Source organism: Winogradskya consettensis, assembly GCF_018332715.1.
Taxonomy (GTDB): Bacteria; Actinomycetota; Actinomycetes; order Mycobacteriales; family Micromonosporaceae; genus Actinoplanes; species Actinoplanes consettensis.
Window position 1 is genome coordinate 509,785 of record NZ_BOQP01000008.1, and the last position, 26,191, is coordinate 535,975.

General features: G+C 70.8%; 28 protein-coding genes. 9 read left to right on the plus strand and 19 right to left on the minus strand.

The features are described from left to right. Positions 1-19: 19 nt before the first annotated feature. A complete protein-coding gene (locus Aco04nite_RS10925) occupies positions 20-211 on the minus strand; it encodes a CsbD family protein (protein ID WP_212997074.1) in 192 nt (63 codons plus the stop codon). 193 nt (positions 212-404) lie between these two features. Here Aco04nite_RS10925 and Aco04nite_RS10930 point away from each other — a divergent pair, with 193 nt between their 5' ends. Further along, positions 405-1,082, plus strand: a complete 678-nt coding sequence (locus tag Aco04nite_RS10930; protein ID WP_212997075.1) for a response regulator — start codon at positions 405-407, stop codon at positions 1,080-1,082. A gap of 42 nt (positions 1,083-1,124) precedes the next feature. Here the strand turns inward: Aco04nite_RS10930 and Aco04nite_RS10935 are convergent, their stop codons facing one another. Beyond that, positions 1,125-2,330: a macrolide family glycosyltransferase gene (locus tag Aco04nite_RS10935; protein WP_438874908.1), complete on the minus strand. Its 1,206-nt coding sequence runs from the start codon at positions 2,328-2,330 to the stop codon at positions 1,125-1,127. A gap of 124 nt (positions 2,331-2,454) precedes the next feature. On the opposite strand from Aco04nite_RS10935, the gene Aco04nite_RS10940 reads away from it, so the two are divergent. The 6 genes from Aco04nite_RS10940 to Aco04nite_RS10965 all read left to right on the plus strand — a co-directional run bounded on the left by Aco04nite_RS10940 (position 2,455) and on the right by Aco04nite_RS10965 (position 6,325). Further along, positions 2,455-3,051, plus strand: coding sequence for a TetR/AcrR family transcriptional regulator (locus Aco04nite_RS10940; RefSeq protein ID WP_212997077.1), 597 nt, complete (start codon positions 2,455-2,457; stop codon positions 3,049-3,051). A 426-nt stretch (positions 3,052-3,477) separates the two neighbouring features. Next, positions 3,478-3,834 (plus strand): DUF998 domain-containing protein, encoded by a 357-nt coding sequence (locus tag Aco04nite_RS10945; RefSeq protein ID WP_212997078.1) that lies wholly within the window; start codon positions 3,478-3,480, stop codon positions 3,832-3,834. Between the two features lie 43 nt (positions 3,835-3,877). After that, positions 3,878-4,216, plus strand: a complete 339-nt coding sequence (locus Aco04nite_RS10950; protein WP_212997079.1) for a YciI family protein — start codon at positions 3,878-3,880, stop codon at positions 4,214-4,216. A gap of 55 nt (positions 4,217-4,271) precedes the next feature. Next, a complete protein-coding gene (locus Aco04nite_RS10955) occupies positions 4,272-5,528 on the plus strand; it encodes an RNA polymerase sigma factor (protein WP_212997080.1) in 1,257 nt (418 codons plus the stop codon). A gap of 13 nt (positions 5,529-5,541) precedes the next feature. Beyond that, positions 5,542-5,826 carry a DUF4287 domain-containing protein gene (locus Aco04nite_RS10960; RefSeq protein WP_212997081.1) on the plus strand — a complete coding sequence of 95 codons (285 nt, stop codon included), beginning with the start codon at positions 5,542-5,544 and terminating at the stop codon, positions 5,824-5,826. A 49-nt stretch (positions 5,827-5,875) separates the two neighbouring features. Continuing rightward, positions 5,876-6,325 (plus strand): DUF4396 domain-containing protein, encoded by a 450-nt coding sequence (locus tag Aco04nite_RS10965; protein ID WP_212997082.1) that lies wholly within the window; start codon positions 5,876-5,878, stop codon positions 6,323-6,325. A gap of 34 nt (positions 6,326-6,359) precedes the next feature. Here the strand turns inward: Aco04nite_RS10965 and Aco04nite_RS10970 are convergent, their stop codons facing one another. The 4 genes from Aco04nite_RS10970 to Aco04nite_RS10985 form a co-directional block, all read right to left on the minus strand. Further along, entirely contained in the window at positions 6,360-6,821 is a 462-nt protein-coding gene (locus tag Aco04nite_RS10970; protein ID WP_212997083.1) for an Lrp/AsnC family transcriptional regulator, read from the minus strand. Positions 6,822-6,934: 113 nt separating this feature from the next. After that, the gene (locus Aco04nite_RS10975; RefSeq protein ID WP_212997084.1) at positions 6,935-8,074 is read right to left on the minus strand and encodes an acyl-CoA dehydrogenase family protein; all 1,140 of its coding nucleotides are present in this window, start codon (positions 8,072-8,074) and stop codon (positions 6,935-6,937) included. Positions 8,075-8,083: 9 nt separating this feature from the next. Beyond that, positions 8,084-8,632, minus strand: coding sequence for an RNA ligase 1 family protein (locus Aco04nite_RS10980; protein WP_212997085.1), 549 nt, complete (start codon positions 8,630-8,632; stop codon positions 8,084-8,086). Positions 8,633-8,653: 21 nt separating this feature from the next. Continuing rightward, positions 8,654-9,049 carry a hypothetical protein gene (locus tag Aco04nite_RS10985; protein ID WP_212997086.1) on the minus strand — a complete coding sequence of 132 codons (396 nt, stop codon included), beginning with the start codon at positions 9,047-9,049 and terminating at the stop codon, positions 8,654-8,656. 84 nt (positions 9,050-9,133) lie between these two features. On the opposite strand from Aco04nite_RS10985, the gene Aco04nite_RS10990 reads away from it, so the two are divergent. Then, entirely contained in the window at positions 9,134-9,619 is a 486-nt protein-coding gene (locus Aco04nite_RS10990; RefSeq protein ID WP_212997087.1) for a MarR family transcriptional regulator, read from the plus strand. Between the two features lies 1 nt (position 9,620). Here the strand turns inward: Aco04nite_RS10990 and Aco04nite_RS10995 are convergent, their stop codons facing one another. The 5 genes from Aco04nite_RS10995 to Aco04nite_RS11015 all read right to left on the minus strand — a co-directional run bounded on the left by Aco04nite_RS10995 (position 9,621) and on the right by Aco04nite_RS11015 (position 14,556). Next, positions 9,621-11,072 carry an MFS transporter gene (locus Aco04nite_RS10995; protein ID WP_244875885.1) on the minus strand — a complete coding sequence of 484 codons (1,452 nt, stop codon included), beginning with the start codon at positions 11,070-11,072 and terminating at the stop codon, positions 9,621-9,623. Positions 11,073-11,260: 188 nt separating this feature from the next. Further along, the gene (locus tag Aco04nite_RS11000) at positions 11,261-12,403 is read right to left on the minus strand and encodes an LLM class flavin-dependent oxidoreductase (RefSeq protein WP_212997089.1); all 1,143 of its coding nucleotides are present in this window, start codon (positions 12,401-12,403) and stop codon (positions 11,261-11,263) included. 66 nt (positions 12,404-12,469) lie between these two features. Next, the gene (locus Aco04nite_RS11005; protein WP_212997090.1) at positions 12,470-12,616 is read right to left on the minus strand and encodes a hypothetical protein; all 147 of its coding nucleotides are present in this window, start codon (positions 12,614-12,616) and stop codon (positions 12,470-12,472) included. Continuing rightward, positions 12,613-13,611, minus strand: coding sequence for a LuxR C-terminal-related transcriptional regulator (locus tag Aco04nite_RS48745; protein WP_244875886.1), 999 nt, complete (start codon positions 13,609-13,611; stop codon positions 12,613-12,615). Before Aco04nite_RS48745 ends, Aco04nite_RS11005 begins: the two co-directional genes overlap by 4 nt. Positions 13,612-13,707: 96 nt before the next feature. After that, positions 13,708-14,556: a class I SAM-dependent methyltransferase gene (locus Aco04nite_RS11015; RefSeq protein ID WP_212997091.1), complete on the minus strand. Its 849-nt coding sequence runs from the start codon at positions 14,554-14,556 to the stop codon at positions 13,708-13,710. Positions 14,557-14,604: 48 nt separating this feature from the next. Between Aco04nite_RS11015 and Aco04nite_RS11020 the strand changes: the two genes are divergently transcribed. After that, positions 14,605-15,195: a helix-turn-helix domain-containing protein gene (locus Aco04nite_RS11020; protein WP_212997092.1), complete on the plus strand. Its 591-nt coding sequence runs from the start codon at positions 14,605-14,607 to the stop codon at positions 15,193-15,195. 1,536 nt (positions 15,196-16,731) lie between these two features. Here Aco04nite_RS11020 and Aco04nite_RS11025 read toward each other — a convergent pair. Genes Aco04nite_RS11025 through Aco04nite_RS11060 form a run of 8 tightly spaced genes read right to left on the minus strand, consistent with a single transcriptional unit; the run spans position 16,732 to position 26,115 of the window. Beyond that, the gene (locus Aco04nite_RS11025; protein ID WP_212997093.1) at positions 16,732-17,850 is read right to left on the minus strand and encodes an LLM class flavin-dependent oxidoreductase; all 1,119 of its coding nucleotides are present in this window, start codon (positions 17,848-17,850) and stop codon (positions 16,732-16,734) included. Then, a complete protein-coding gene (locus tag Aco04nite_RS11030) occupies positions 17,847-18,881 on the minus strand; it encodes an LLM class flavin-dependent oxidoreductase (protein ID WP_212997094.1) in 1,035 nt (344 codons plus the stop codon). The genes Aco04nite_RS11025 and Aco04nite_RS11030 overlap by 4 nt, the downstream gene beginning before the upstream one ends. After that, on the minus strand, positions 18,878-20,185 hold the full coding sequence (locus tag Aco04nite_RS11035) for an NtaA/DmoA family FMN-dependent monooxygenase (protein WP_212997095.1): 1,308 nt from the start codon (positions 20,183-20,185) through the stop codon (positions 18,878-18,880). The genes Aco04nite_RS11030 and Aco04nite_RS11035 overlap by 4 nt, the downstream gene beginning before the upstream one ends. After that, entirely contained in the window at positions 20,178-21,296 is a 1,119-nt protein-coding gene (locus tag Aco04nite_RS11040; protein ID WP_212997096.1) for an LLM class flavin-dependent oxidoreductase, read from the minus strand. The genes Aco04nite_RS11035 and Aco04nite_RS11040 overlap by 8 nt, the downstream gene beginning before the upstream one ends. Then, a complete protein-coding gene (nikE, locus tag Aco04nite_RS11045; RefSeq protein ID WP_212997097.1) occupies positions 21,293-22,804 on the minus strand; it encodes a nickel ABC transporter ATP-binding protein NikE in 1,512 nt (503 codons plus the stop codon). Before nikE ends, Aco04nite_RS11040 begins: the two co-directional genes overlap by 4 nt. Next, a complete protein-coding gene (locus Aco04nite_RS11050) occupies positions 22,801-23,607 on the minus strand; it encodes an ABC transporter permease (RefSeq protein WP_203835305.1) in 807 nt (268 codons plus the stop codon). Before Aco04nite_RS11050 ends, nikE begins: the two co-directional genes overlap by 4 nt. A 1-nt stretch (position 23,608) precedes the next feature. Then, complete coding sequence (locus Aco04nite_RS11055; RefSeq protein WP_212997098.1) at positions 23,609-24,511, minus strand: ABC transporter permease; 903 nt, start codon at positions 24,509-24,511, stop codon at positions 23,609-23,611. 5 nt (positions 24,512-24,516) lie between these two features. Next, positions 24,517-26,115: an ABC transporter substrate-binding protein gene (locus tag Aco04nite_RS11060; protein WP_212997099.1), complete on the minus strand. Its 1,599-nt coding sequence runs from the start codon at positions 26,113-26,115 to the stop codon at positions 24,517-24,519. Positions 26,116-26,191: the final 76 nt, after the last annotated feature.

Below are 26,191 nucleotides of genomic sequence, written 5' to 3' on the forward strand. Positions count from 1 at the left end.
TCGCCGTTAAAAGAAAAGGTCAGCTGAGCGCGTCGCGCACGTCGCGACCGGCGTCCTTGACGTGCTCACCGGCCTGGCGCGCCCGGGCCGCAGCCTCCTGGCGCTGACCGTCCGCGACCTGCTGCTCGTCGTCGCGCATGTCGCCGATGCCCTGCTTCGCCTTACCGGTCAGCTCATCGGCCTTGTTCTTGACCTTGTCAGTGAAGCTCATCGTCAACACCCTTCTCACTCACGACTCGAAACGTCTTTGTTCTTGTCGGTGAATGCAGTGCCCGAAGGGCTCCTATTTGAAACTGCCTTTTTTCGTGTGCGGCGGAGCGCACACCCTCTAAAGCATCCTAGGATACGTGATGCTGGTCGCGACCGGCCCCGCCGACCAGCCGGCATGCTGCACAATCGGCGCCGTGAGCCGCATCCTTGTCGTGGACGACGACGACCAGCTACGCCGGGCCCTGCGCATCAACCTCACCGCCCGCAAATACGAGGTCATCACCGCCGCCGACGGCACCCAGGCACTCACCGCCGCCGGACACACCCCACCCGACCTCGCCATCGTCGACCTCGGCCTGCCCGACATGGACGGCGTCGACGTCGTCCGCGGCCTGCGCGGCTGGACCGCCGTCCCGATCATCGTGCTCTCCGCCCGCGACGACCAGGCCGGCAAGGTCGAAGCCCTCGACGCCGGCGCCGACGACTACGTCACCAAACCCTTCGGCATGGACGAACTCCTCGCCCGCATCCGCGCCGCCCTGCGCCGCGCCACCCCCCAGCCCGAAACAGCCACCATCACCACCCCCGACTTCACCGTCGACCTCGCCGCCAAACGCCTCACCACCCCCACCGGCCAGGACATCCGCCTCACCCCCATCGAATGGCGCATGCTCGAGGTCCTCACCCGCCACGCCGACAAACTCGTCGCCCAGAAACAACTCCTCCGCGAGGTCTGGGGCCCCGCCTACGAAACCGAAACCGGCTACCTGCGCGTCCACCTCGCCAACCTGCGCCGCAAGATCGAACCCGACCCCAGCCGCCCCCGCTACCTCATCACCGAACCCGGCATCGGCTACCGCTTCACCCCCTGAGCTCCACCAGCGGTGCAGGGGCAGACCACACCGCCTGAGCCCTCAGGCACGGCCTCCGCTCGCGGAACGCTGCCCGGCACGGCCGCGCGCCGCGGTGAGTTCGGCCTCGATCAGATCGGCGGCCCGGTCGGCACCTCCGGCCTCGCGGGCCTGCCGCTTCAGGTCGGCGCTACGGGTCACCACGGCGGGGTCGCCGGTGAGAGCGAGCAACGTCTCGCGGAGCTCCGCGGCGGTGACGGTGGCGGAGGCGACGACCCGGGCGACGCCGAGGGCGGCCAACTGCTCGGCGTTCGCGAACTGGTCGGCCGCCTGCGGAACGGCGATCATCGGGGTTCCGCAGTAGAGGCCTTCGCTGCTGCCGCCCATGCCGGCGTGGGTGACGAAGGCGTCCGCCTGCTCCAGCACGGCGAGCTGCGGCACCCATGGGGAGACCTCGACGCTGTCCGGGACGGGACCGAGCTCGGCCGGATCGACGTGGCTGCCTATCTGCAGAACGGTGTACCAGCCGGGCAGGTAACCGAACGCGGCGATGCAGCGGCGGTAGAAGTCGGTCTGCCGGGTGAAGGCGGAGCCGAGGGAGACCAGCAGCACTTTCCCGACGCCGTCCGGACGGACCCAGTGCCCCTGGTGAGAACGGTCGCCCAGGACCGGGCCGACGAAGCTGTAAACGGACCGGTCCACCCGGTCGGCGTTCGGCTGGAGTGCCTCCGGCGGCAGAACGAGGCTGCGCACCGGCCGGCCTTGGAACGCCATGCTGTCGGTGACCGACGAACCCTCCGCGGTCAGCCACCTCTCGAACCGCTGGTAGTAGCCGGCGCCACGCGGATCAGCCCGCATCGCCTCGACGTCCGGCGCCATCTCCTGCTCGTAGCCGTCCCAGGCCACGAACGTCGACGACAGCTGGATGGCCGGAATCCCCCACTGCTCGCCGAGCAGCCGAGCCGGCGCGCCGGCGATGTCGTAGAGGAACAGGTCCGGGCGATCGCCGGCATAGGCGGCCCGCAGCTGCGGCAGCATGGCGATGGCATCGTCGAGGAAAAGCGTGAGCTGCTCGATCGGGTCGTCGGTTCCGGAGCCACCGTCGCTGGGAAGCTGTGATTCATACGGTCTCAGCTCGGCCCCGGTGCCCTCGATGACATCGGCGAAGGCGGGGTCATTGGCGTAGGTGACCCGGTGACCACGCCGCACCAGGGTCCGGATGATCTCCAAGCTCGGGTTGACGTGGCCGTGGAACGGAATGCTGACCATGGCGATGTGCGACACGGGGATCTCCTGAGGCTGGATGAGACGAGACGTTGCGTCTCGAACCAGGAGACCATGCGACCCGGGACGCGTCAAGACGAGACGTTGCGTCTCGCTGTAAGGTGATGGCGTGACCCCACAGCCCGCCCGTCGCAACGAGCAGTCCCGCCGCGCGATCCTCACGGCCGCCCTGGAGCTGATGACCGAGGCCGGCTACTCCGCCGTGACCATCGAGGCGATCGCCGCCCGCGCCGGGGTCGGCAAGCAGACCATCTACCGCTGGTGGCGCGGCAAGGGCGCGGTCATCCTGGACGCGCTCGCAGACAACGCGCCGGAGGTCCTCGCCTTGCCCGACACCGGCGACCTGCGGGCCGACCTGCGTCAGGTTCTCCGGGCCACGGTCGCCGAGTTCGCCGATCCACGGCTGTCCGCCACCACCCGCGCCATCACCATCGAGACCCTCGCCGACGACGAGCTGGCCGACCAGGTGCGCGACCGTCTGCTCCGTCCCCAGTTGAACGCGGTCCGCACCCGCCTGGAAGCCGCCCGCGAGGCCGGCCAGGTGCGTACTGACGCCCCCTTGGACCAGGTGGTGGAGCTGCTGTTCGGCCCGCTCTACCACCGCTGGCTGCTCCGCAACGGCCCCCTGACCGACGACTACGCCGATGGCATCGTCGACCTGACCCTCGCCGCCATCACCCCTCCCTGCACCTGCCTCGGCATTTGACGCCGGGGCGGTGAAGATCTGGCCGGCTACAACCTGCACGTCTGATTTTTCCGCCAGGACCACGGGAACCCCTTGACGCCAACGCCGACGAGCGAGGCCGCCCGACACAAATTTGGTGTTCGTCGGTGCAGTCGCCGTCAGGCGGCCTTTCAGGTCCTGACCTGTTCAGAACCAGCGGAGCCGCACACATTCCGTAAACCATCCTAGGAGGCTAGCTTGCGGGAATGCGGACCAGATCAAAAAATTTCCTCCGAGCCCATGTCCGGATCGGTGCGATGAGCGCGACGCGTATGTGACAGGCACCCAGCAGCCGCTCATCAGGGAGCAGATCATGACCAGCCACGCAGTCACCGCTATGCCGCCGCCGCACCGCCGGCAACTAGAGACGGCCGGTGGCTGCTGGCATGCGGCCTCCTCGCAGGTCCGGTGCTGCTCGGCGTGGGGGTCGTCCAGATCATCACGCGGGACGGGTTCGACCTGGACCGGCACGCGCTGAGCCAGCTGTCGCTGGGACCTTGGGGCTTCGTGCAGATCGCCAACTTCCTGGTGACCGGTGCCCTGGTGATCGCGGCGGCCCGGGGGCTGCGTGGCGTGCCGGGGGCGGTGTGGGGGCCACGGCTGCTGGCCGGTTTCGGGGCCGGGATGCTCGTCGCGGCGGGCGTCGCCACAGTGCCGGGGCTCGGATCGTTCGGCCTTCGTGCCCTCGTGGTGTCCACCGTCCAGCTGGCCGCCCTGGCTTTGCTCTGCGCGAAGGCCCTGCGCGCACCGGCACCGTCACATTGAGACCATCGGTAATCCGTTGAACAGGAGAAAGACCATGCAGTTCATGACCATGTTGAAGGCACGCGAGGACGCCGGGACGCCGCCGCCGGACTTCTTCGAGGCGATGGGTGCCTACATCGCCGGTGTCGCGGCGAGCGGCAAACTCATCACCACCGGAGGCCTGCTGCCCAGCTCGACGGGCGCGGAGGTGCGGGCCACCGACGGCAAGGTCGTCGTCACCCACGGCCCGTTCACCGAGGCGACCGAACTGGTCGGCGGCTACGCCATCTTCGAGGTGGACTCCCGCGACGAGGCCATCGCGATGGCGACCGAGTTCGTGCAGCTGCACGTCGACCGCTGGCCCGGCTGGGAAGGCGCCTCGGAGGTCCGGCAGATCATGTGACCACGCCCGCGCGGCGCGCCTTGCCCGCATGCGGGGGCTCTGCTGAGATCAGTCGGTGAGCAGCGCGAACGAGGCCGTCGTGGCGGCCTGGCGGGAGCAGTCCGCACGACTCGTCGGCGGGCTGCTCCGCCTGACCCGCGACATCGACCTGGCGCAGGATCTCGCCCACGACGCCATGGTGGCGGCCCTGGAGCAGTGGCCCGTCTCCGGTGTCCCGGACAACCCTGCCGCCTGGCTCATGACCATCGCCGGGCGCCGCGCGATCGACCACTTCCGCCGCGCCGAGCGCCACACCCGCGCCGAGACCCGGATCGCTCACGAGCTTCACGCCGCACAACGGGAGGAGGAGGACATGCCCGAGCCGGTGGAGGACGACACCCTGCACCTGATGCTGCTGACCTGCCATCCGGCGCTGACCGTCGAGTCCCAGGTCGCTCTCACCCTGCGGCTGGTCGCCGGCCTGACCTCCCGCGAGATCGCCCGGGCGTACCTCGTGCCGGAGGACACCATCGTCCGGCGCATCACCCGGGCCAAGAGCACCTTGGCACAGGTCACGCGGAGCGCCACGGCCGGTGACGAGGCGCCGCTCGACCTGCCCGGTCCGGCCGGGCGTCAGCAGCGGCTGCCCGCGGTCCTCAACGTCGTCTACCTCGTCTTCACCGAGGGATACGCGGCGACAACCGGCGACGACTGGATGCGCCCGGCACTGTGCGACGAAGCCATCCGCGTCGGCCACCTCGTGACCACCGCCTTCCCGGACCAGCCGGAGGCGTACGGGCTGCTGGCCCTCATGTGGCTGCAGGCGTCCCGGATCGACGCGCGCACCGACGAGACCGGTGCCGCCCTGCTGCTGGAGCACCAGGACCGGCGTCGCTACGACCACCTCGCCATCCGCCGGGGCACCGAGGCGCTCGGACGCGCGCTGTCGGCCGGACCGCCCGGCCCGTACACCCTGCAGGCAGCCATCGCGGCCTGTCACGCCCGGGCGGCCGGCGTGCACGACACCGACTGGGCCACGATCGCCGGCCTCTACGACGCCCTGGCCCACCTCAACGCCTCACCCATCGTGCTGCTCAACCGCGCCGTAGCCCACTCCATGCACGCCGGGCCGCAAGCCGGGCTGGAGCTCGTGGACGAGCTGGCCGCGGCCCCGGGCCTGCGCAACCACCACCTGCTGCCCAGCGTTCGCGCCGAGCTGCTGACCCGCCTCGACCGGCACACCGAGGCCCGCCAGGAGTTCCGGCTCGCCGCCGGGCTCGCCACCAACACCCGGGAACGGGATCTGTTGCTCGGCCGCGCCGAGCGGAGCTGAAGGAGAGAACACCATGTCGTTTCAGGCCTACCTCGACGCCATCGAGGTCAAGACCGGTAAGACGCCCGCCGCGCTCCTCACCGAGGCCCGTGAGCGCGGTTACGGCCCCGACACCCGCGCGGGTGAGGTGGTCCAGTGGCTCAAGGACGACTACGAGCTCGGCCGGGGGCATGCGATGGCGCTCGTCCACGTGATCAAGAACGGGCCGGTGATCGGCGACAAGCACGTCGGCAACACCGGCGCCCATCGTGACGACAGCAACGTCCTGCATCTCGACGGCAGGGCGAAGCGCGGCTAACCTTGGCATCAGGTACCCCCTGGGGGTACCCGGGACCTGGGGAGGCGGCGTGAGCAACGCGAGTTGGGGTGCCGCGGCGGCGGCCACGTGGCACTGCCTGACCGGGTGCGCGATCGGGGAGGTGCTCGGCATGGTCATCGGGACCACCGCCGGGCTGCACAACGCCGCCACCGTCGTGCTGTCGATCGCCCTGGCGTTCCTGTTCGGCTACGGGCTGACCATGCGCGGCGTCCTGCGGGCCGGCCTCGACCTGCGCAGCGCGTTCAAGGTCGCCCTGGCCGCCGACACGGTGTCCATCGCCGTCATGGAGCTGCTGGACAACGCGTTCGTCGTCGCGGTGCCGGGGGCGATGGACGCGGGGCTGACCAGCGCGCTGTTCTGGGCGTCGCTGGCCGGGTCCCTGGCGGTGGCGTTCCTGCTGACCACCCCGGTGAACCGGTGGCTGATCAGCCGCGGCAAGGGCCACGCGGTCATGCACCGGTACCACCACGCGCACTGACCACCATCGCCCAGCCCCAGCCGGAAAAGGGCCGCTACGGGAGCGGGTCGGCGCCGGGCATGCGGGGCGGGCGGTTCTCGTAGGGCGTACTGAGAACCACGGTGGTGCGGGTGGTGACGTTGGCGGCGGTGCGGATCTCCTGGAGGAGGCGTTCGAGGTCCGCGGGGCTCCCCACGCGCACCAGCAGCAGGTAGAAGTCCTCCCCCGCGACCGAGTAGCAGGAGTCGATCTCGGCGAGGTGGGCGAGCTTCTCCGGCGCGTCGTCGGGCTGGGACGGGTCGAAGGGGCGGATCGCGACGAAGGCGGTCAGCGGGAGCTGGAGCGCCTCGTACGACACCTTCGCCGTGTAGCCCGCGATGACGCCGCGCTGTTCGAGCCGGCGCACGCGCTGGTGGACCGCCGAGACGCTGAGGCCCACGCGCTCGGCGAGGTCGGTGTACGACAGGCGGCCATCCTCGGTGAGGGCGCCCACGATCGCCCTGTCGATCTCTTCCACCGCGTCAAGATACCGGGCGGGGCCCCGTCGTAACGAACCCGTTTCCGCCTCGTGTTCCCCGGGCGGCCGACGCAATGCCGCCCGGAGGATCGACGCAGTGTCGCCCGGGGGGATCAGCGGACCAGGGACCGGGCGATGACCAGGCGCTGGATCTGGTTGGTGCCCTCGACGATCTGCAGGAGCTTGGCCTCGCGGAACCAGCGCTCGACGGGGTGGTCGGCGACGAACCCGTAGCCGCCGAGCACCTGGACCGCGTCGGTGGTCACCTTCATCGCGGTGTCCGTGGCGAAGAGCTTCGCCTTGGCGGCCTCCACGGAGAACGGGCGGCCGGCGTCCTTGAGGCGGGCGGCGGCCAGGGTCAGGGCCCGCGCCGCTGACACCTGGGTGGCCATGTCGGCCAGCATGAAACCCAGGCCCTGGAAGCTGCCGATCTTGCGGCCGAACTGCTCCCTCTCCTTCGCGTACGCGGATGCGTAGTCGACGGCCGCCTGAGCGAGCCCCACGGCGCAGGCGGCGATCCCGAGCCGCCCCGAGTCGAGGGCGGTCATGGCGATCCGGAACCCGGAGCCCTCCTCGCCGACGAGCCGGTCGGTGCTGACCCGGGCGTCGTCGAAGACGATCTGCGCGGGCGGGGACGAGCGCAGGCCCATCAGCCGTTCCGGGGTCTGTGGCAGCAGTCCGGGGGTGCCGGCCTCGGCGACCACGCAGGAGATGCCCTCGGGGCCGGGGCCGCCGGTGCGGCAGAAGATCGTGTAGAAGTCGGCCTTGCCGCCGTGGGTGATCCAGGCCTTGGTGCCGGTGAGCCGGTAGTAGTCGCCGTCGCGGTCGGCGCGGGTGGTGAGCGCGCCGGCGTCGCTGCCGCCCTGCGGTTCGGAGAGACAGTAGGCCCCGAGCAGGTCCCCGCCGAGCATGTCGGGCAGGGACTTGCGCTGCCGCTCGGTGCCGTACGCGGCGACGGGGAAGCACGACAGCGCGTGCACGCTGACCGCTTCGGCGATGGCGAGCCACGACGACGCGAACGTCTCGAGCACCTGGAGGTACACCTCATAGGGCTGCCCTCCACCGCCGTCGGCCTCGGGATACGGCAGCCCGAGCAGGCCCGCGCGCCCCAGCGTGCGCAGCACGTCCCGGGGGAACTCCCCACGAGCCTCGTAGTCGTCGACCCGTGGTGCCAGCTCACCCCGCGCTATCTCCCGGGCAAGCCCGAGCAACTCGTAGGACTCTTCGGTGGGCAAGATCCGCTCAACCGTCACCCCGTTAGCTTAACGTCCGTTAAGGGCGAAGTCACGGTGCTTCAATTTCGCCATCCGCCCGCCGGCCGCATGCCAGACGATCCCCTCGTACCGCGGGTGCGCCAACAGCCACTCCCGCAGCCCGTCGTAATCACGCGGCACGTCGAACACCTCGGCATCGGCATGGGCGACGAGCTGGTGCGTACCCACGCTCTCGGGATTGCCGTTGATCTTAGGGCCGATGAGCTCGTGGGTACCCGGCGAGAAGGAGCCCGAGGAGACGGCCTCCACGTGACACGCGGCGTACGCCGACTGCGCGATCGGCTCCCAGCCCTGCGTCTTGCCGGTGACCTCGTCCGTCGTGACAGGACGGTAGCCCGGCGGGCGGGTGCGTCCCGGGCGGACCTCGCGGCGGGCCCACCAGACACCGTCCTCGTCGAGCAGCACGCAGGTGCCGTCGTACTTGCGCGTCGCCACTCCCTCACCGGCGAGCACCCACTCGCAGCCGGGGTTGACGTCACGGGTGGTCCGCTTGCGGTCGGCGGGGTCCCGGAGGAACACCGTGGGAATCTTCTGCACGCACCCATGATCGCAACGGCGTCAACGGCATTCGCGTACGCGCGCCACCGGCCAGCCCACGAACTCGGCGATCTCCTCGTCCGGGGTGCCGGGGTCGCCGATCCACTCCCCGATCGCCCGGGCCAGCGACGGCGGTATCCCCGGGGTCACCGGATCGGCGCCGGGGATCTCGGCGAACAGGTCGTCCGAGTGGTAGGCATCGGCCAGGGCTGCGTCCAGGCCGGCCGGGCCGTCGTCCCCGCGGGCGACCACCGACCCGGTGAGCAGGTCGCGCAGCTCCCAGCGGGTGGCCGACGTCAGGCCGCCGTCGACGACCCGCCGGCCGGCCCGCAGGAGCTCGCGGACCCGGCGGGCCCGGGCCCGCTCGGCGAGCAGCGGCGCCTCGAGGACCCTGCGGGCATGCGTGCGGACCTGCACGGCGATCCTCCTGGGTGCGTGCCGTAAAATTGGGGTTCTGATGGGGAGAGGACAATTTCGTTGACCGACGCGCATCGTGATGGCATGTCGCAGGGTGACCGGGTCGTCGACGCGCTGCGGGTCTACTCCGCGGACTACTCCGAGCTGACCCATTACCTGGCCCGCTGGCTTGGCGTGCACTCGGCGGACGCGACCGCGTTCTCGGAGATCGTCTATGCGCAGGAGTCCGCCGAGCCGCTCAGCCCGATCAAGCTGTCGAAGCGGATCGGGCTGACATCCGGCGCGACCACGTCACTGCTGAACCGCCTCGAGGACGCCGGGCTGATCGTGCGCTCGCGGGAGCACAGCGACCGCCGGATGGTGACGCTGCGCTCCACACCCGACGTCGGCCGCGACGCCGCCGCCGTCTTCGATCCGGTCGCCGAGCGGATCGACGCCATGATGCAGGAGTATTCCCCCGAGTTCCTGCAGGAGGTCGAGTCGCTGCTCGACCACCTGCACACCGTCATCGGCGGCGCGATCCAGAACCTGCAGAGCAAGGCCCCGAAGTCGGCGCAGCGCGGGGGTTGAGTCAGGCGGGCCCGGCCCGGCCCGCCGCCTCGGCCGCCTCCGCGCGGGTCGCCGTGATGAACACGATCGCGACGACGGCGCTCGCGACCAGGATTCCGGCGCCCACCCAGAACGTGACCGCGTAACCGTGGATGGTCGCGAGCTGGACGGCTCCGGCGCCGTGGTCCGCCACGTAACCGGTGACGGCGTTCGCGAAGATGGTGTTGAGCAGGGCGGTGCCGATCGAGCCGCCGATCTGCTGCGTCGTGTTGACCATGGCGCTGGCCACCCCGGCGTCGGCGGCCCCGATGCCGACGAGCGCCGTGCTCTGCACCGGGCCGAAGGTCAGGCCGAGCCCCAGGCTGATGAGCACCACCGGGGGCAGGACATGTGTCCAGTAGCTCGTGTCGACGCCGATCCGGGTCAGCAACGCGAGACCCGCCGCCGCGACGAGCAGTCCCGACGCGATGAGCACGCCCGGGCGTACGAGGGTGGCGAGCTTCGCACCCACGCCGACCCCGGCGCCGATGCCGAGGGTGAACGGCAGGAACGCCAGCCCCGACCGCAGCGCCGAATAGCCCAGGATCAGTTGCAGGTAGAACGTCAGGAACAGGAAGAACGCCAGCAGCGCGGTGCCGAGCATGAGGCCGACGAGGTACGAGCCACCGCGGTTGCGCTCCTGCACGACGCGCAGCGGCAGCAGCGGGTTCGCGGAGCGGTGCTCGACGATCCAGAACGCCACGAGCAGGACGACGCCGGCGGCGATGAGGCCGATCGTCAGGCCCGCGGACCAGCCCTGCGAGCTCGCGTTGGACAGGCCGTAGACGAGGGCGACCAGGGCGGCGGTGACGGTCACGGCGCCGGTGACGTCGTAGCGCGTACGCCCGGCGGCCTTGCTCTCGGTGAGCACGACCGCGGCGACGATCGCGGTGACCAGGGCGATCGGTGTGCCGACGCCGAGACACCAGCGCCACGACACGTACTCCGTGAGCAGGCCGCCCAGCAGCAGGCCCAGCGCGCCCCCACCGGCGGCGATCCCGCCGAAGATCGCGAACGCCCGCGCCCGTTCGCGTTCACCGGTGAACGTCACCGCGAGAAGTGACAGGGCGGCGGGTGCCATGAGGGCCGCGAACGCACCCTGCAGACCCCGGGCGGCGAACAGCATTCCCTGGTTGACGGCGAAGCCACCCAGCGCGGAGGCGAGCGCGAACCCGATCAGCCCGATCAGGAACGACCGCTTGCGCCCCGCGTAGTCCGAGATCCTCCCGCCCAGCAGGAGGAGACCACCGAAGGCCAGGGTGTACGCCGTCACGACCCACTGCCGCCCCGAGTCGGAGATGCCGAGGTCGACCTGCGCGGTCGGCAGCGCGATGCTCACGATCGTCGCGTCCAGCACGAGCAGCAACTGGGCGATCGCGATCGTCGCGAGGATCAGCCCCTTCGCGGTCTTTCTTTCTTCCAGAACGTGCGTCACCGGTACTCCAGGATCAAAGGTCGCTTGATTATCAAGCGACTCTAACATTAAGCAAAACGGCATCGGGCACGGCGAAAAGAGGGCCGCGTCGTCGCGACCCTCTTCGGGAGAACCCTCCGGGAGCTACCCGGCCAGGGCGGGATGCCAGTCGTCGTCGATCGCGACCACGACCACGACCACACCCAGGGTCACCGCGCCACACCCGCGAACGGGATGCTGGCCGCCTCGTGCCGGGTGTCGCCCGCCGGGTGGCTCCAGAGACCGCGGCGGCGCAGCTCGGGCAGCACACCCTCGCCGAACCAGTACGCCTCCTCGAGGTGCGGGTAGCCGGACAGGATGAACTCGGTGATGCCCAGGTCGGCGTACTCGGCGATCCGGTCGGCGATCTCCGGATGGCTGCCCACCAGGGCCGTGCCGGCGCCACCGCGGACCAGGCCGACACCCGCCCACAGGTTCGGCGAGACGACCAGGCCGTCGCGGCTGCCGCCGTGCAGGTCGAGCATGCGGCGCTGACCCTCCGACTCGCTGCGGCGCAGGCCCTCCTGCACCACGGCGATGTCGGCCGGGGAGACGTGCTGGAGCAGCCGGTCCGCCTCCGCCCAGGCCGCCTCGGACGTGTCGCGGGCGATCACGTGCAACCGGATGCCGAAGCGCAGGTCCGGGTTGAGGCCCCGGATCCAGTCGAGCTTCTCCTTGACCTGCGCCGGCGGCTCACCCCAGGTGAGGTAGACGTCGCTGTGCTCGGCCGCAACCGGGCCGGCCGCCTTCGACGAGCCGCCGAAGTAGATCTCGGGGACCGGGTCGGGCAGCCGGGCCAGCTTCGCGCCCTCGACGTGCAGGTGCTTGCCGTGGTGGTCGACGGTCTCGCCACGCCACAGGGCCCTGATGATGCCCAGGAACTCCGCGCTGCGCTCGTAGCGGGCGTCCTTGTCGAGGAAGTCACCGTACGAGCGCTGCTCCGACGACTCGCCCCCGGTCACGACGTTGAGCAGCAACCGGTTGCCCGACAGCCGCTGGAACGTCGACGCCATCTGCGCCGCCAGGGTCGGCGAGATCAGCCCGGGCCGGAACGCGACCAGGAATTTCAGCCGCTCGGTCGTCTCGGCGAGCATCGCGGTCGTCAGCCAGGCATCCTCGCACCAGGCCCCGGTGGGGGTCAGGGCACCGACGAAACCGAGCTGCTCGGCGCTGCGGGCGATCTGCCCGAGGTAGCCGATGGTCAGCGGCCGCAGGCCCCCGGCCGAGCCGACCGGGGTGCCGTGCCCGCCACCGACGATGTCCCGGCTGTCGCCGTTCGTCGGCAGGAACCAGTGGAAGTCCAGGGAGGTCATGACCCCAGGCTACCCACATATCCTATCGACTAGATAGACAGCACTGGCCTGGATCGGCGCAGGGGTCTACTCCGGGATCGCCAGGCAGGTCGCGCAGAACGGGCCAGGCAACGCCTCGGCCGACGATGATGCCTGCGCGCCCGCGAGCGCGGTGGCACCGAGACCCAGGGCCAGCGCGAGGGCGATGAGGAAGGTCTTCGTGCGTACGGTCATGATGGTTCCCCGTTTTCCGGTAGTGCGGGATGGATCGTTCCGGTCGAGCCCAGGAGCAGGCCGAGCTGGAAACGGTTGTCGACGCCGGCGCGGTCCATCAGCGCGCGCATCGTGTAGGAGACCGAGCGCGGGCTGATCGCGAGCTCGGCGGCCGCGGTGACGTCGGTGTGCCCGGCGGCCAGCAGGATCACCAGGGAGTGTTCCCTGCGGGACAGCTCGATCGGGGCGACACCCTGTTCGTACGGGTCCCGGCCGCCGGACCAGAGCCGGAAGAACAGCGCGCAGCACCGCTCGACCCCTGCCGGATCGGTGATCTCCACGTACCCCTGTTCCAGATCGAGCGGGTCGGCCGGGAAGAACGCCACCCGCCGGTCGAAGACCATCAGCTTGAGCGGCACGTCACCGGTCTGGCGGTAGTGCCCGGGCGGGATCGACGCGACGCTGCGCGCCGGGACCCCCAGATCACCGTCGCGGGGTGGCCGCTCGACGACGAGCACGCGGATCCCCCGGTCCAGCAGCGCCCGGTCCAGCGGACGGGCCGCGGAGAGCGACTCGGCGGTGAACTGCTCCTCGGTGTTGACGGCGAGGTGCTCGTACCTCTCGGCCTCGACGAGCTGGGCGGCCCGCCGCCTGGCGTCCTCACGCCGGGGCCACAGCCGCACCGCCGTCGCCGCGAGCGGGCCGAGCCCTTCCACCGCTGCGACATGCCCCCGCCATCGGTTCCTCGGATCGTCGGCCAGCCGCCGCTGCCGGCGCGAGCGCAGCCGCTCGACGACCCCCGCGGCGTCGGCCGCGGACAGGACACCCGCCTCGGGCACCGCCGCACCGATCGCCACCAGCTCGTCGACCGCGGCGCCGATCCGCCGCCGGCTCATCCCGAGGTCCCGGGCCAGCCCGGCGGCGTCGCGGGGAACGGGCTGCAGCAGCGTGCGGTAGACGAGGTCGGCGTCGGCACTCACGCCCCACCGGGTCAGCACCGGCACGACCGTCCCCATCCGCGATCCTCCCCGCCCCGTGCGACCACGACAGCAGACCACTGTGGAGACCTCAGGGGAAGGGCCAATCGGTTGATCTTGCAGTATTCAGCACGATCAGAGCGGGCGACGGGCCAGCCATAGACTGCGATCGGTACGCACGGTGAGGTCCCCACGGTTCGGCAGGTCCCCGATCAGCGTGTCGAGCTCCGCCAGGTCAGCGGCACCGAGGTCCGGCGCGAACTTCTCCCGCAGGCGCAGCAGCGACACCTCTGCGTAACGGGCTGTGGCCGGGGGCAACGGGGCGGTCAGCGCGATCGGGAAATGCCGCTCGATCTCGACCGTGAAGCCGGCCTTCGCCAGCCGGGCACCCCAGTCGTCGCCCATGTGCGGCACGTGCTCCTCGTGCTGGGCCTTGAGCAGGGTGTGCAACCGGGCCTCGACGTTGTCGTCACCGGCCACGAAGCGCGGGAAGCCGGTCAGCTCGACGACGGCGAACACGCCGCCCGGGCGCAGCGCGGTCAGGATCTCGGCCACCACGCGGTCGGGGTCGGCCATGTGGTGCATCGACGCCGACGCCCACGCCAGGTCGACGGGCTCCAGGGCGGGCAGGCCCTCGTCCAGGTCGGCCTGCTGGGTGCGGATGTTCAGGCCGTGGGCGCGGTGGGCGAGGTGGGCCAGGAGCTGCTCGGAGAGGTCCAGCGCGAGGACCTCCGCCTGTGGGAAACGGCGGGCCAGGGCGAGCGAGCCGGTGCCCGTCCCGCTGCCGACGTCGACGATGCGGCGGGCGTCGGGGACGGCGTCATGGACCCTGCCCAGCAGGTCGGCGTGGTACTCGTGGAGGACTTCGGCGTCGAGATCGAGCATCTCGGCGAACGGGTCCGTCTCGTGCTGGTGCTTGTGGTCGTGGTCGTGGTCGTGGTCGTGGTTCTGGTGGTTCTGGTCGTGCTTGTGATCGTGGGCCATGACATGAACGGTAGCGGGGCTTTGCGCGTACGACATAGTATCTTGCGTATGAAGCAAGACGGAGATCTCGACGGCTTGGTCCGGATGCGGATCCGCGGGTTACGGGTCGCTCGGGGCTGGTCCCTCGACGAGCTGGCCGCACGCTGCTACCTGAGCCCCTCCACGCTCAGCCGCATCGAGACCGGGCACCGCCGCATCGCCCTCGACCAGCTCACCCCGATCGCCCGCGCCCTCGGCACCACCCTCGACCAGCTCGTCGAGCCCGCCGACGACGCCGACGTGGTGATCCGCCCGCACCGCGACGACGGCCGCGGCGTGACGACCTGGCTGCTGTCCCGCGAGCACGGCCCCGGCGGCGTCACCGTCGCCAAGATGCGCATCACCCGCCCGGCGCCCTCCCGCGAGTCCATCACCCAGCGGGTCCACCCCGGCCGGGACTGGTTCATGGTCCTCTCCGGCACCGTCGAGCTCCTGCTCGGCGATCGCACGATCATCGTGCGCACGGGCGAGGCCGCGGAATTCTCGACGATGGTCCCGCACGTGTTCGGCGCCTATGACGGCCCCGCCGAGATCCTCACCATCCTCGACCAGGAAGGCCAGCGCACCCACCTCACCCGCGGCGTCGACCCGCCCTCCTGACACGTACGCAGGAGCGGCGCCCCGTTCGACGCCGCTCCCGCCCGCGTGGTCAGCCCGCCAGCACGCCGAGGTGATCCACCTGTGCGAGCGCAGGTCGACCGGGCCGATGTTGCCCTGCCACCCCGCCCCATGCAGCCTCTGTCGCCGATGTAGAACGCGAACGCGGTGTACGAGGACGTCCCCCGGTTGTAGATCGACCGCGCCGGCGTTGACGGCGCCAGCTGCACACGTCCACCCCCGACGCCCAGCCCGCGTCGGCGTTGATCCCCTTGCACATGCTGCCGCTACCGTTGGTCCCGGTGCAGAAACACGCGTAGCCCGAGGTGCAGTTGGCGTAACCGGCCCGGGCCTGCGGCGCCGCGCCCGCCGGTGAGGCGATCGCCACCAACAGCGCGAGCACTCCCGGCACCCAGTGCCTCCCGCTCCACGAAGACCTCCTCATGGAGGACAGCGGCCTGCGCATCCAGCCCTGCACCCCCACCTGGAGCCGGCAATGGCTCCTGGTCCGCCGCCCCTGACCCCGCCGCCGCACCCGGCAACACCACAAACCTCAGCGCCTGCATGCGCCCGGCCTCGACACAACATCGAGCCCCGCCACCGCGCAGCAACCACGAGGCCGTCTGACTCAATGTTGCGCCGATCCCCCCGGCAAGAAAACTTTCTGCGGCGCCGGGCGTCAAGTCCGAACAATCACGTCGCAGCGCAGAACATACCCATTCCCCGCCAGACTTGAATGGCCCGCACTTGACACCTCACGCCGCACAAAATTGCGGAACCTCGCCCCGCGACGCAACATCGATCCCCGCCGCCTTACAGCGACCACCCCGCGTAGGCGACAACGTGAGCAGCCGCACCACCAATTGATCTAATATTGCGCCGACCCCTACAGTAAGACAACTTTATGCGGCATCAGCCGTCAAGTCTCGTCAATAATGCCAGAGCGCATGACATATACATTCCCGGCCGGACGCGATTAGCCCGCGCTTGACAGATAATCCCGCAAAAAATGCGTCATCCCCGCCATCCACGCAACATCAAGCCCCATAGTCACGCAGTGACCACCACGCGTAAACAGCGAGCCCAGCCACCACAAGGCCGTGCGGCTCAATGTTGCGCTGATCCCCACGGGGACAATTTTGTGCGGCGTGAGGTGTCAAGTCCGAACAATCATGCCGCAACGCGCAACATACACATTCCCCGCCAGACCTGAATGGCCCGCACTTGACACCTCACGCCGCACGGAATTGCGGAACCTCGCCCCGCGACGCAACATCAAGCCACGCAGTCTCGCGGCGACCAATATACGTAGGCAGCAACCTCGGCGGCCGCGACGCCGGATGGCCTAATGTTGCGCCGACTTCTGCGATAGGACAACTCTCTGCGGCGCCGGGTGTCAAATCCGGCCAATGATGTCTCAGCGCGGAGAATATAGATTCCTGGCCAGACGTGATTGGCCCGTGTTTGACAGCTCGCGCCGCAGGAAGTTGCGGCATTCAGGGCCGCGACGCAACATCGAGCCCGGGGGTGGAAATGGGGTTAGCCGTGCCATTCCTTGGCGAGGAGTTCGAAGGAGCGGACGCGGTCGGTGTGGTCGTAGGTCATGGTGGTGACGAGCAGTTCGTCGGCCCCCGTGACGCGTTGCAGGGTCCGGAGCTGGGTGGCTACGGTCTGCGGCGAGCCGACGAACTGCGTCGCCAGCCGGTCCGCCACGAGGTCGCGTTGCTGGGGCGTCCAGGCGTGGGCGGCGGACTGGTGCGGGGAGGGGAAGGGGATTGCGCCGGCGCCGGTGCGGATGCTGTGGACCCAGAGGCCGAAGGGTTCGGCGATTTCGCGGGCGGTGGCGTCGTCCGGGGCGACCACCACGTCGGCTGACACCATGATGTGTGGCTGGGCGAGAGTGGCTGAAGGGCGGAAGGCCGCGCGGTAGGCCTCGACAGCCTCGAGGACCTTTGCCGGGGCTACGTGGTAGTTGGCGGCGAAGGGGAGGCCGCGGGCGCCGGCGACCTGGGCGCTTTCGCCGCCGCTGCTGCCCAGGAGCCAGATCTGGAGGTCGGCGCCCTCGCCGGGGACGGCGCGGGCCTCGTTGCCGTCGTCGTCGGTGACCGGGCCGGTGAGCAGGGCCTCGATCTGGTCGAGGACCTCGGTGAAGTCGGGGGGCTGGGAGCCGGGCAGGTGCAGCAGTTTGCCGAACAGCGCGGAGCGGGCCGAGGCGAGGATCGGGGCGAAGGAGAACGGTTTCGGGATGAGGAGGCCGTCGACCACTCGCTCCTCGGCGGGCGGGGGTGGGGTGGCGAGTTCCTTGACCGCTTCCTTTGCGCGCTGGCCGGAGCGGCCCAGGCCCAGGTCGAAGCGGCCCGGGTAGAGGGCGTCGAGGAGGCCGAACTGTTCGACTATCGACAGCGGGGTCTGGTGGCCGGTCTGGACCGCGCCGGAGCCGAGGCGGATGCGGGAGGTCACCGCGGCGATCTGGCCCAGCAGCAGCGCGGGCTGGGAGCTGGCCACGCCGGGGGTGAAGTGGTGTTCGGCGACCCAGTAGCGGGCGTAACCGGCCTGCTCGGCGTGGCGGGCGAGGTCCAGGGTGCGGTGCAGGGCGTCGCCCGCGGTGCCGCCGGCGATGATCGGGGCCAGGTCGAGGATGGACAGCGGGACGCTCATGACGACTCCCCTAACGGCCGGCTCGGGATCTCGCGGCGCAGGACCGGTGCGATCTCGCTCTGGAAGAGCTCCAGTGTCGTACGGTGCTGCTTGTCGGTCAGCCCGTCGCCGTCGGCGTGCAGGTGCATGATCTCGTGGCCGAACTCGGCGTGGTAGCGCAGGACCTTCTCGGCGATCTGCTGCGGGCTGCCGACCAGGATCGAGCTGCGGTCGATCGCGTCCTCGAGGGTGGTGAACACCGGTTCGAGGCCGAGCCGGCGGAACGTCGCGATCCGGGCGTCGAAGATCGGGCGGTACGTGTCGATCGCCTCCTGGGAGGTCTTCGCCGCGTAGTAGCCGGCGGAACCCGCGCCGACGAGGGCGTCCGCCGGGTCGTGGCCGTAGTGCTGCCAGCGTTCGCGGTAGTAGCGGATCAGTTCGGCGTACGGTTCGATCGGGTTGGTGACGTTGGCGGAGAACAGCGGGTCGCCGTAGCGGGCGGCGAGGTCGACCGACACCTGGCTGGTGGCGCTGCCGTGCCAGACCCGGATCGGCTGTTGCAGCGGCCGCGGCCAGGTTTCCGCGTCCTCGAGGGGCGGGCGGAAGCGGCCCGCCCAGGTGACCTTGGGCTCGCGCCAGAGCCGGCGGAACAGCTCGTAGCTCTCGCGGTTGCGGTCCCACTGGTCGTCGGCGGTGACGTGGAACAGCTTGGCCTGCGCGGCGCCGTTGCCCTTGCCGATGATCAGTTCGAGGCGGCCGCCGGAGAGGTTGTCCAGGGTGGCGTAGTCCTCGTACGCGCGGACCGGGTCGAGCAGGCTGAGCGTGGTGACCGCCGTGAACAGCCGGATGCGGGTGGTCCGCGCGGCGATGTGGCTGAGCACGACGGGTGGCGAGGAGGAGATGAACGGGCGCTCGTGGCGTTCACCCACGCCGTACCCGTCGAAGCCGAGCTCTTCGCCGAGGACGGCGTTGTCGACGACCTCGCGGAACCGCGCCTGGGTGCTCGTCCCGGGGTCGGTGTGCGTGATGAGGGTGATCAGCAGGAACTTCATGCGAGCCCCAGGTTGCCGCGCAGGGTCGTGGACCCGTATTCGTTCCGGAACACGCCCCGCTCCTGCAGCAGAGGGACCACGCCGTCGACGAAGTCGTCGAGCCCGCCCGGGGTCAGGTGCGGGACCAGGATGAACCCGTCGCAGGCGTCGGTCTGGACGTATTCGTCGAGCTCGGCGGCGACCGTGGCGGTCGTACCGATGAAGGACTGCCGCCCGGTGACCTCGATGATCAGCTCGCGGATGCTGAGGCTCTTCTGCTCGGCGATCCCGCGCCACTCGGCGGCGGTGGCCAGCCGGTCGGCGTGCTGCGCGGCGCGGCCCTGGATGATCGACTCCGCGTCCACCTGCGGGTCGATCTCCGGCAGCGGGCCCTCCGCGTCGTACGCCGAGAGATCCGTGTTCCACACCTGCTCCAGCAGCAGGATCGCGGTCTGCGGGCTGACCTGCTGACGCCGGATGTGGTGGGCCTTCTCCTGCGCGTCGGCGAGGGTGTCACCGAGGACGAACGACACCCCGGGGATGATCTTCAGGCTGTCGGGGTCGCGGCCGTACCGGGCCAGCCGGGCCTTGACGTCGCGGTAGAACTCACGGCCGTCCTCGAGCTGGTGGTGGCGGGAGAAGATCGCGTCGGCCTTGGCGGCGGCCAGCTCCCGGCCGCCGTCGGAGTCACCCGCCTGCAGGATGACGGGATGACCCTGCGGTGATCTCGGTACGCCGAACCTGCCCCCGATGTCGAACTGCGCGCCGGTATGCCGGAACGTCCCCGTGTCGGCGAAGAAGCCGGCGTCGCGATCCGGGGCGAGGGGCTCCCACGAGTCCCACAACTCGCGAGCGGTGTCGATGAACTCGCCCGCCCGCTTGTACCGGTCGGCGTAGTCGAGGAAGCCGCCCTTGCGGAAATTCTCCCCGAAGAACGGGCCGGACGAGGTGACGACGTTCCACGCCGCGCGCCCGCCGGACAGGTGGTCCAGGGTGGCGAGCTGACGGGCCAGCTCGTACGGCTCGTGGAACGTGGCGTTGAGCGTCCCCGCCAGCCCGAGATGCGTGGTGACGGCGGCGAGCCCGGCCAGCACGGTCAGCGTGTCCGGGCGCCCGACGACGTCGAGGTCGTGGATCAGGCCCCGCTGCTCGCGCAGCCGCAGCCCCTCGGCAAGGAAGAAGAAGTCGAACCTGCCGCGCTCGGCGGTGCGGGCGAGGTGCTTGAAGGAGGCGAAGTCGATCTGGCTGCCCGCCTCGGGGTCGCTCCACACGGTCGTGTTGTTCACGCCCGGGAAGTGCGCGGCGAGGATGATCTGCTTAGGCAACGGGGGCTCCTTCCGGGGTCGCGTAACGGTTGACGGCGGGTGGCAGGCCGAGTGTCGAGCGCAGCGAGCCGGGCGGCGGGGTCGTTCGGAACACGCCGCGGTCCTGCAGGACGGGCACGAGCAGGCGGGTGATCGCCTCCAGGTCGTAGGGCAGCGCGCCGGGCCGTAACCGGAACCCGTCCACCCCGGCGTCACGCCAGGAGAGAAGCAGGTCGGCGAGCTGTTCCGGAGTGCCGGCGAAGATCAGCGCGTCGGACTGCCACGGCTCGGTGAGCAGGGCGTCGAGGCGGCCCCGGCGTTCGTGCGCGGCCGGGGCGTGGTCGTCGAGGAACACCACGAGATCGGCGAAAACCTTGGGACCGGGGACTCTGCGTACGATCTCAGCGGCGTCCTGCGCGTCCGAAGGTGTCACGAACACGAGGTCGGCACTGCGTGACGCGAACTCGTACGGCACGGCGGCGTGCGCGAGCGCGGCGACCACCGGCTGGCCCTGCGGCGGCCGCGGCACGATCGACGGCCCCTTGACCGTGAAGAACTCCCCGGCGAAGTCGACGTAGTGCAGCCTGTCCCGGTCGATGTACCGGCCGGTGGCGACGTCCCGGATGATCGCGTCGTCCTCCCAGCTGTCCCAGAGCCGCCGCACCACCTCCACCGCGTCGGCCGCCTCGTCGAAGAGCTCGGACAGCTCGCTCGCGGCCGGGCGCCCGAGCAGCGCCGCCTCACCGGGCCGGGCCGAGACCCGCGCCTGCCAGCCGGCCCGCCCGGAGCTGAGGTAGTCGAGGGTGGCGATCGCGGTGGACAGGTGGAACGGCTCGGTGAGCGTGGTGGTGGCGACCGGCACGAGCCCGATGTGCTCGGTCACCGGGGCGACGCGCGACGCCACGAGCACCGCGTCGAGCCGCCCGTTGAGCTCGCCCGGTGCGTCGGTGGGCGGCCCGAACGTGTCCTCGAACGTCACCAGATCGAGCAGCCCGGCCTCGGCCTCCTGGACCAGCCGGACCCAGTAGTCCCCGCGGAACACGTCGGCGGCTTCGTGCGTCGAGGTGCGCCACGCGGCGGGATGCCATCCGAGCCCGTCCAGCGCGACGGCCAGGTGCAGCGGCGATGTCATGAGGAGACCTCCAGCGTCGGTACCGCGGCGAGCAGCGCGCGGGTGTAGTCGTGGGCGGGCCGGGCGAAGACCTCGCCGACGGGTCCCTGCTCGACCACGCGGCCGCCGCGCATCACGAGCAGCCGGTCGGCGAGGTGGTGCACGACACCCAGGTCGTGCGAGATGAACAGCAGCGCGGTGCCGTCGGCCTCGCGGATGCCGGCGAGCAGGTCGAGCACCTGGGCCTGCACGGAGACGTCGAGCGCGGACACCGGCTCGTCGCAGATGATCAGGCTGGGCCGGGGTGCGAGCGCGCGGGCGATGGCGACCCGCTGGCGCTGCCCGCCGGAGAGCTGCCGCGGGTATCGGTCGAGGATCCGCGCGCCCAGGCCGACGCGTTCCAGCAGCGGCAGCGGGGACTCGCCCGGCGGCAGGGCCTCGGCGACGACGCGGCGTACGGTCCAGCGCGGATCGAACGAGGCCAGGGGGTCCTGCGAGATCAGTTGCAGGTGCCGGCGCAGCGGCCGGCGTTTCCTCTCGCGGACGTTGCTCCACGGCTGGTCCTCGAAGGTCACCGTCCCGGCGGTGGGCTCGGCGAGGCCGAAGAGCAGCTGCGCGACCGTCGTCTTGCCCGACCCCGACTCGCCGACCAGCCCGACGATCTCACCCCGGCCGATGGTCAGTCCGACGTCCTCGACCACGGTCTGCTTGCCGTAGGCCTTGCTCAGCCCCTCGGCCCGCAGGACCACACCCTCGCGGGGCTCGACCGGCGAGCGGCGGGTCAGGGTGGCGGCTGCGACGAGCTTCTTCGTGTACGGATGCCGCGCACCCGCCAGCAGCTCGCGCGTCGGCCCCGACTCGACGATCTCGCCGTCCTTCATGACCAGCACCCGGTCGGCGAGCCGGGACACCACCGCCAGATCGTGGCTGATCAGCAGCAGCGCGGTCTCCGGGCTCCTACGCTCGGCGAGCAGCTCGAGGATCTGGGCCTGCACGGTGACGTCGAGCGCCGTGGTCGGCTCGTCGGCGATCAGCAGCGGCGGGCGGGCGGCGATGGCCGAGGCGATCAGGGCCCGCTGGCGCAGCCCGCCGGAGAGCTGGTGCGGGTACTGCCGGGCGCGGCGTTCCGGCTCGGGCACGTGCACCTCGGCGAGCAGCCGTTCCGGGGTGTCACGCTTGCGGTGCACGCGCAGCACCTCACCGATCTCGGCGCCGATCGTGCGCAGCGGGTCGAGCGAGCCCAGCGCGTCCTGCAGGACCAGACCCGCGAAACCACCGCGGACCGTACGCCAGTCGCGCTCGCTGTGCCGCCGGGCGTCACGCCCCGCCAGCTCCAGCCGGGCAGTGCGGACCTGCGCACCGGGACCGGCCAGCCCCACGAGCGTCCGGGCGGTGACGCTCTTACCGGACCCGGACTCCCCCACGATCGCCACGCATTCGCCGGGCTCGACGGTGAAGCTGATCCCGCGGACCGCGTGCACGTCGCCAAAGCTCACGTGCAGGTCCTCGACGGTTACCAGAGCGCTCATCGGGGATCCCGTCCCTCGAAGCGATGCTGCAGGTGCCGGCCGGTGACGGTCAGGCTGATCACGGTCAGGGTGACGATCAGGCCCGGCAGCACCGACGCCCACCAGGCGATCCGGAGGTAGCCGCGGCCGTCGGAGAGCATCGCGCCCCACTCGGGTGACGGCGGTTGCGGTCCCATGCCCAGGAAGCTGAGCCCGGCGGCGGCCAGCACCGCCTCGCCGAGCCCGATCATCGCAAGCACCGGGACCGGGCCGAGCACGTTGGGCAGCACGTGCCGCACGACGAGCCGGGCCCGTGATCCACCGTATGCCACGGCCTGCGTGACGTAGCCGGCTCGCCGCACGACGAACGTCTGCGCCCGCACCACCCGGGCGTAGTGCGGCAGGGTGGCGATGCCGATCGCGATGATCAGGCTGACGGTGCCCGGCCCGGCGATCGCGATGAACAGCAGTGCCAGCAGGAGCAGCGGGAACGCGGACAGGGCGTCGAAGCCGCGGGTGATGGCCTCGTCGGCGTACCTGTGGGAGAGGCCGGCGAGCACGCCCAGCAGGACCCCCGCTGTCACCGCGATCGTCGTCGCGGCCAGGCCGATCGCGAGGCTGTGCCGGGCGCCGTGCACGACCCTGTCGAAGACGTCCCGGCCGAGCTGATCGGTGCCGAACCAGTGTGCCGCGCTCGGGGCCTGCAGGACGTGCAACGGGTCGGCGGCGAGGGGGTCACCGCTGAGCAGGGACGGCACCGCGGCGGCGACGGCGGCCAGCCCCAGGAACGCCGCGGCGGCGAGAACACCGGGTCGTATCGCCATGTCAGCTCCTCCGCAGACGCGGGTCGACGAGCAGGTACGCCAGGTCGGCCACGGTGTTGAGCACGACGTAGACCAGCGCGGAGAGCACCACGACGGCGAGCACGACCGGCATGTCCTTGCTGTTCACGGCGGTCAGCGTGACCTGCCCGAGGCCGGGGCGCCCGAACACCTGCTCGATGATCACCGCGCCGCCGAGCAGCACCCCGAACAGCCAGCCGAGCAGCGTGACCGCCGGGAGCAGGGCATGGCGCAGCGCGTGCCGGACCAGCACCGCGCTCTCGCGCAGTCCTCTGGCTCGGGCGGTGACCGTGAACGGCTCGTCGAGGGCCCGGTCGAGGCCGTCGCGCAGCACCTGGGTGAGCACCCCGGCGATGGGCAGCGCGAGCGTGACGGCGGGCAGCACCAGCGCGGCGGCGCCGTGGTCACCGGAGACCGGGAACAGCCCGAACCGGAACGAGAAGATGCTGAGCAGCACGATCCCGATCAGGAACGGCGGCGTCGACACCACGACCAGCTCGGCGGTGGAGCTGACCCGCCGCACCCACGGCCGCCGGGTGGTCAGCGCCAGGACCAGCGCGAGCAGGATGCCGAGCACCGCGGCGGACAGCGCGAGCTTGAGTGTGGGCCACACCTGCTCGCCGACGATCGCGCTCACCGGTCGCTGCAGCAGGTACGAGCGGCCGAGGTCACCGTGCGCGGCCCGCCACAGGTAGTCGAGGTACTGCAGGACGGCCGGACGGTCGAGACCCCACTCGGTGATGATCTGCGAGCGGATCGCCGGGGTGTCCGCGCCGTCGCCGACGATCGTGTCGACGGTGCTGCCCGGGGCCGCGAGCAGCGCCAGGTAGGCGGCGGTCGCGGCGACCCAGAGCACGACGAGACCGGTGCCGATCCGGCGCAGCACCGCCCTCACTTCGCCAGCCAGACACCGTACGCGCTGACCGGCACACCCGCCGTGGGCTCGAACCCGAGCCCACCGACGCTCCTGCTCGCCGCGATCTGATCGGCGGGCGCGTAGAGCGGCAGGACCAGCGCCTGCTGAGTGACCACTTTCTGCTGAACGTTGGAGTACGCGCCCAGCCGGTCGGTTCCCGCGTCACCCTGCGCCAGCAGCTTGTCGACCTCGGGGTCCGTGACGCCGGTCCGGTTGATGGCCCCGCCGGAGCGCAGCAGCAGGTTCAGCGCGGCACCCGCGTCGGTGTCGGCCCGCGAGTTGTCGAACACCTCGTACGCGCCGTCGGCCAGGGCCTTCGTCGCGGTGCCCTGGTCGACCACGGCCACGTTCAGGTCGATGCCGGCGCTCTTCCTGACGGCCGCCTGCACGGTCTGGGCCAGGATGTCGCGGCGGTCACGGACGAACGGCGCGGACTGCACCAGGCGTACGGTCAGCCGTTTGCCGTCCTTGGTCCGGAAGCCGTCCGCGTCCCGCTGGGTCCAGCCCGCCTCGTCGAGCAGCTGGTTGGCCCGCGCCGGGTTGTCGCCGTAGCTGTTCTCCAGGCTCTTGTCGTAGAACGGGCTGGTCGGGCTGACCACGCTCCACGCCCGCGTGGCGGTCCCGCGGTAGACGGCGTCGAGCACGGTGTTCACATCGAGGGCGTCCCGGAACGCCTGCCGCACCTTCACGTCGTCGAACGGCGCGTGCGCGGCGTTGAGGTAGTAGCTGTACGCGGAGCCGGAGTTCAGTCCCTTGCTCAGCGTCAGATCCCCGGTGATCAGGGCCTGATCGGTCGCGGGCACCCCCTCGATCACCTGCACCTGCCCGGAGGTCAGCGCCCCGACCCGCACCGACGGCTCCTTCAGGAACCGGTACGTGACCTCGTCGAGGTACGCGGGGCGGCTCCCCCAGTACGCCGGGTTGCGCTTGAAGTGCACCTCCTGCCCGGCGGTGTACCGGTCGAGGATGAACGGGCCGGTCCCCGCGAGCTCGGGGCCGCCCGCCTTGAGGTTCTTCGCCGCCTTCAGCGACGCCGGCGACACGATCGCGCCCTGCGGCGACGACAGGAAGTCGAGGAACAGCACGTCCGGCGCGGTCAGCCGGAACACGACCGTGGCCGGGTCCGGGATCTCGACGTCCTTCAGGCTGTGCAGCTGGACGGCGGCTACCGCGGGGGCGTACCCGGCGGCTCGCAGTTGATCGATGTTGGCCTTGACCGCGGCGGCGTCGAAGGCCGTGCCGTCGCTGAACCTCACCCCGGAACGCAGCTTGAACGTGTACGCCCTGCCGTCCGGGGAGGCCTCGTAGCCGCTCGCGAGCAGGGGCACGTAACCGCCCTTGTCGTCGTGGGTGAGCAGCCCCTCGAAGGAGTTCCCAACCAGCAGGCGGGCCTTCGCCTGGGCGTACTGATGCGGGTTGAACGTGATCGGCTCGGTCTCGATGCCCCAGGTCAGCGAGCCACCATCAACGGGCTGACCCGCCTCGGCGGAGGTGGTGGCGCTGCCGGCGTCGCAGGCGGCGAGGGCGAGGGAAAGGGTGGCTATGAGGGCGGCGATGGTACGGGTTCTGCGCACGGGGAGATCTCCTGTCGCTGCGTCTTCACTGAGAGGGGGCGGCTGGTCAGCGGTGACAGGACAGGCCGGCCCGCCG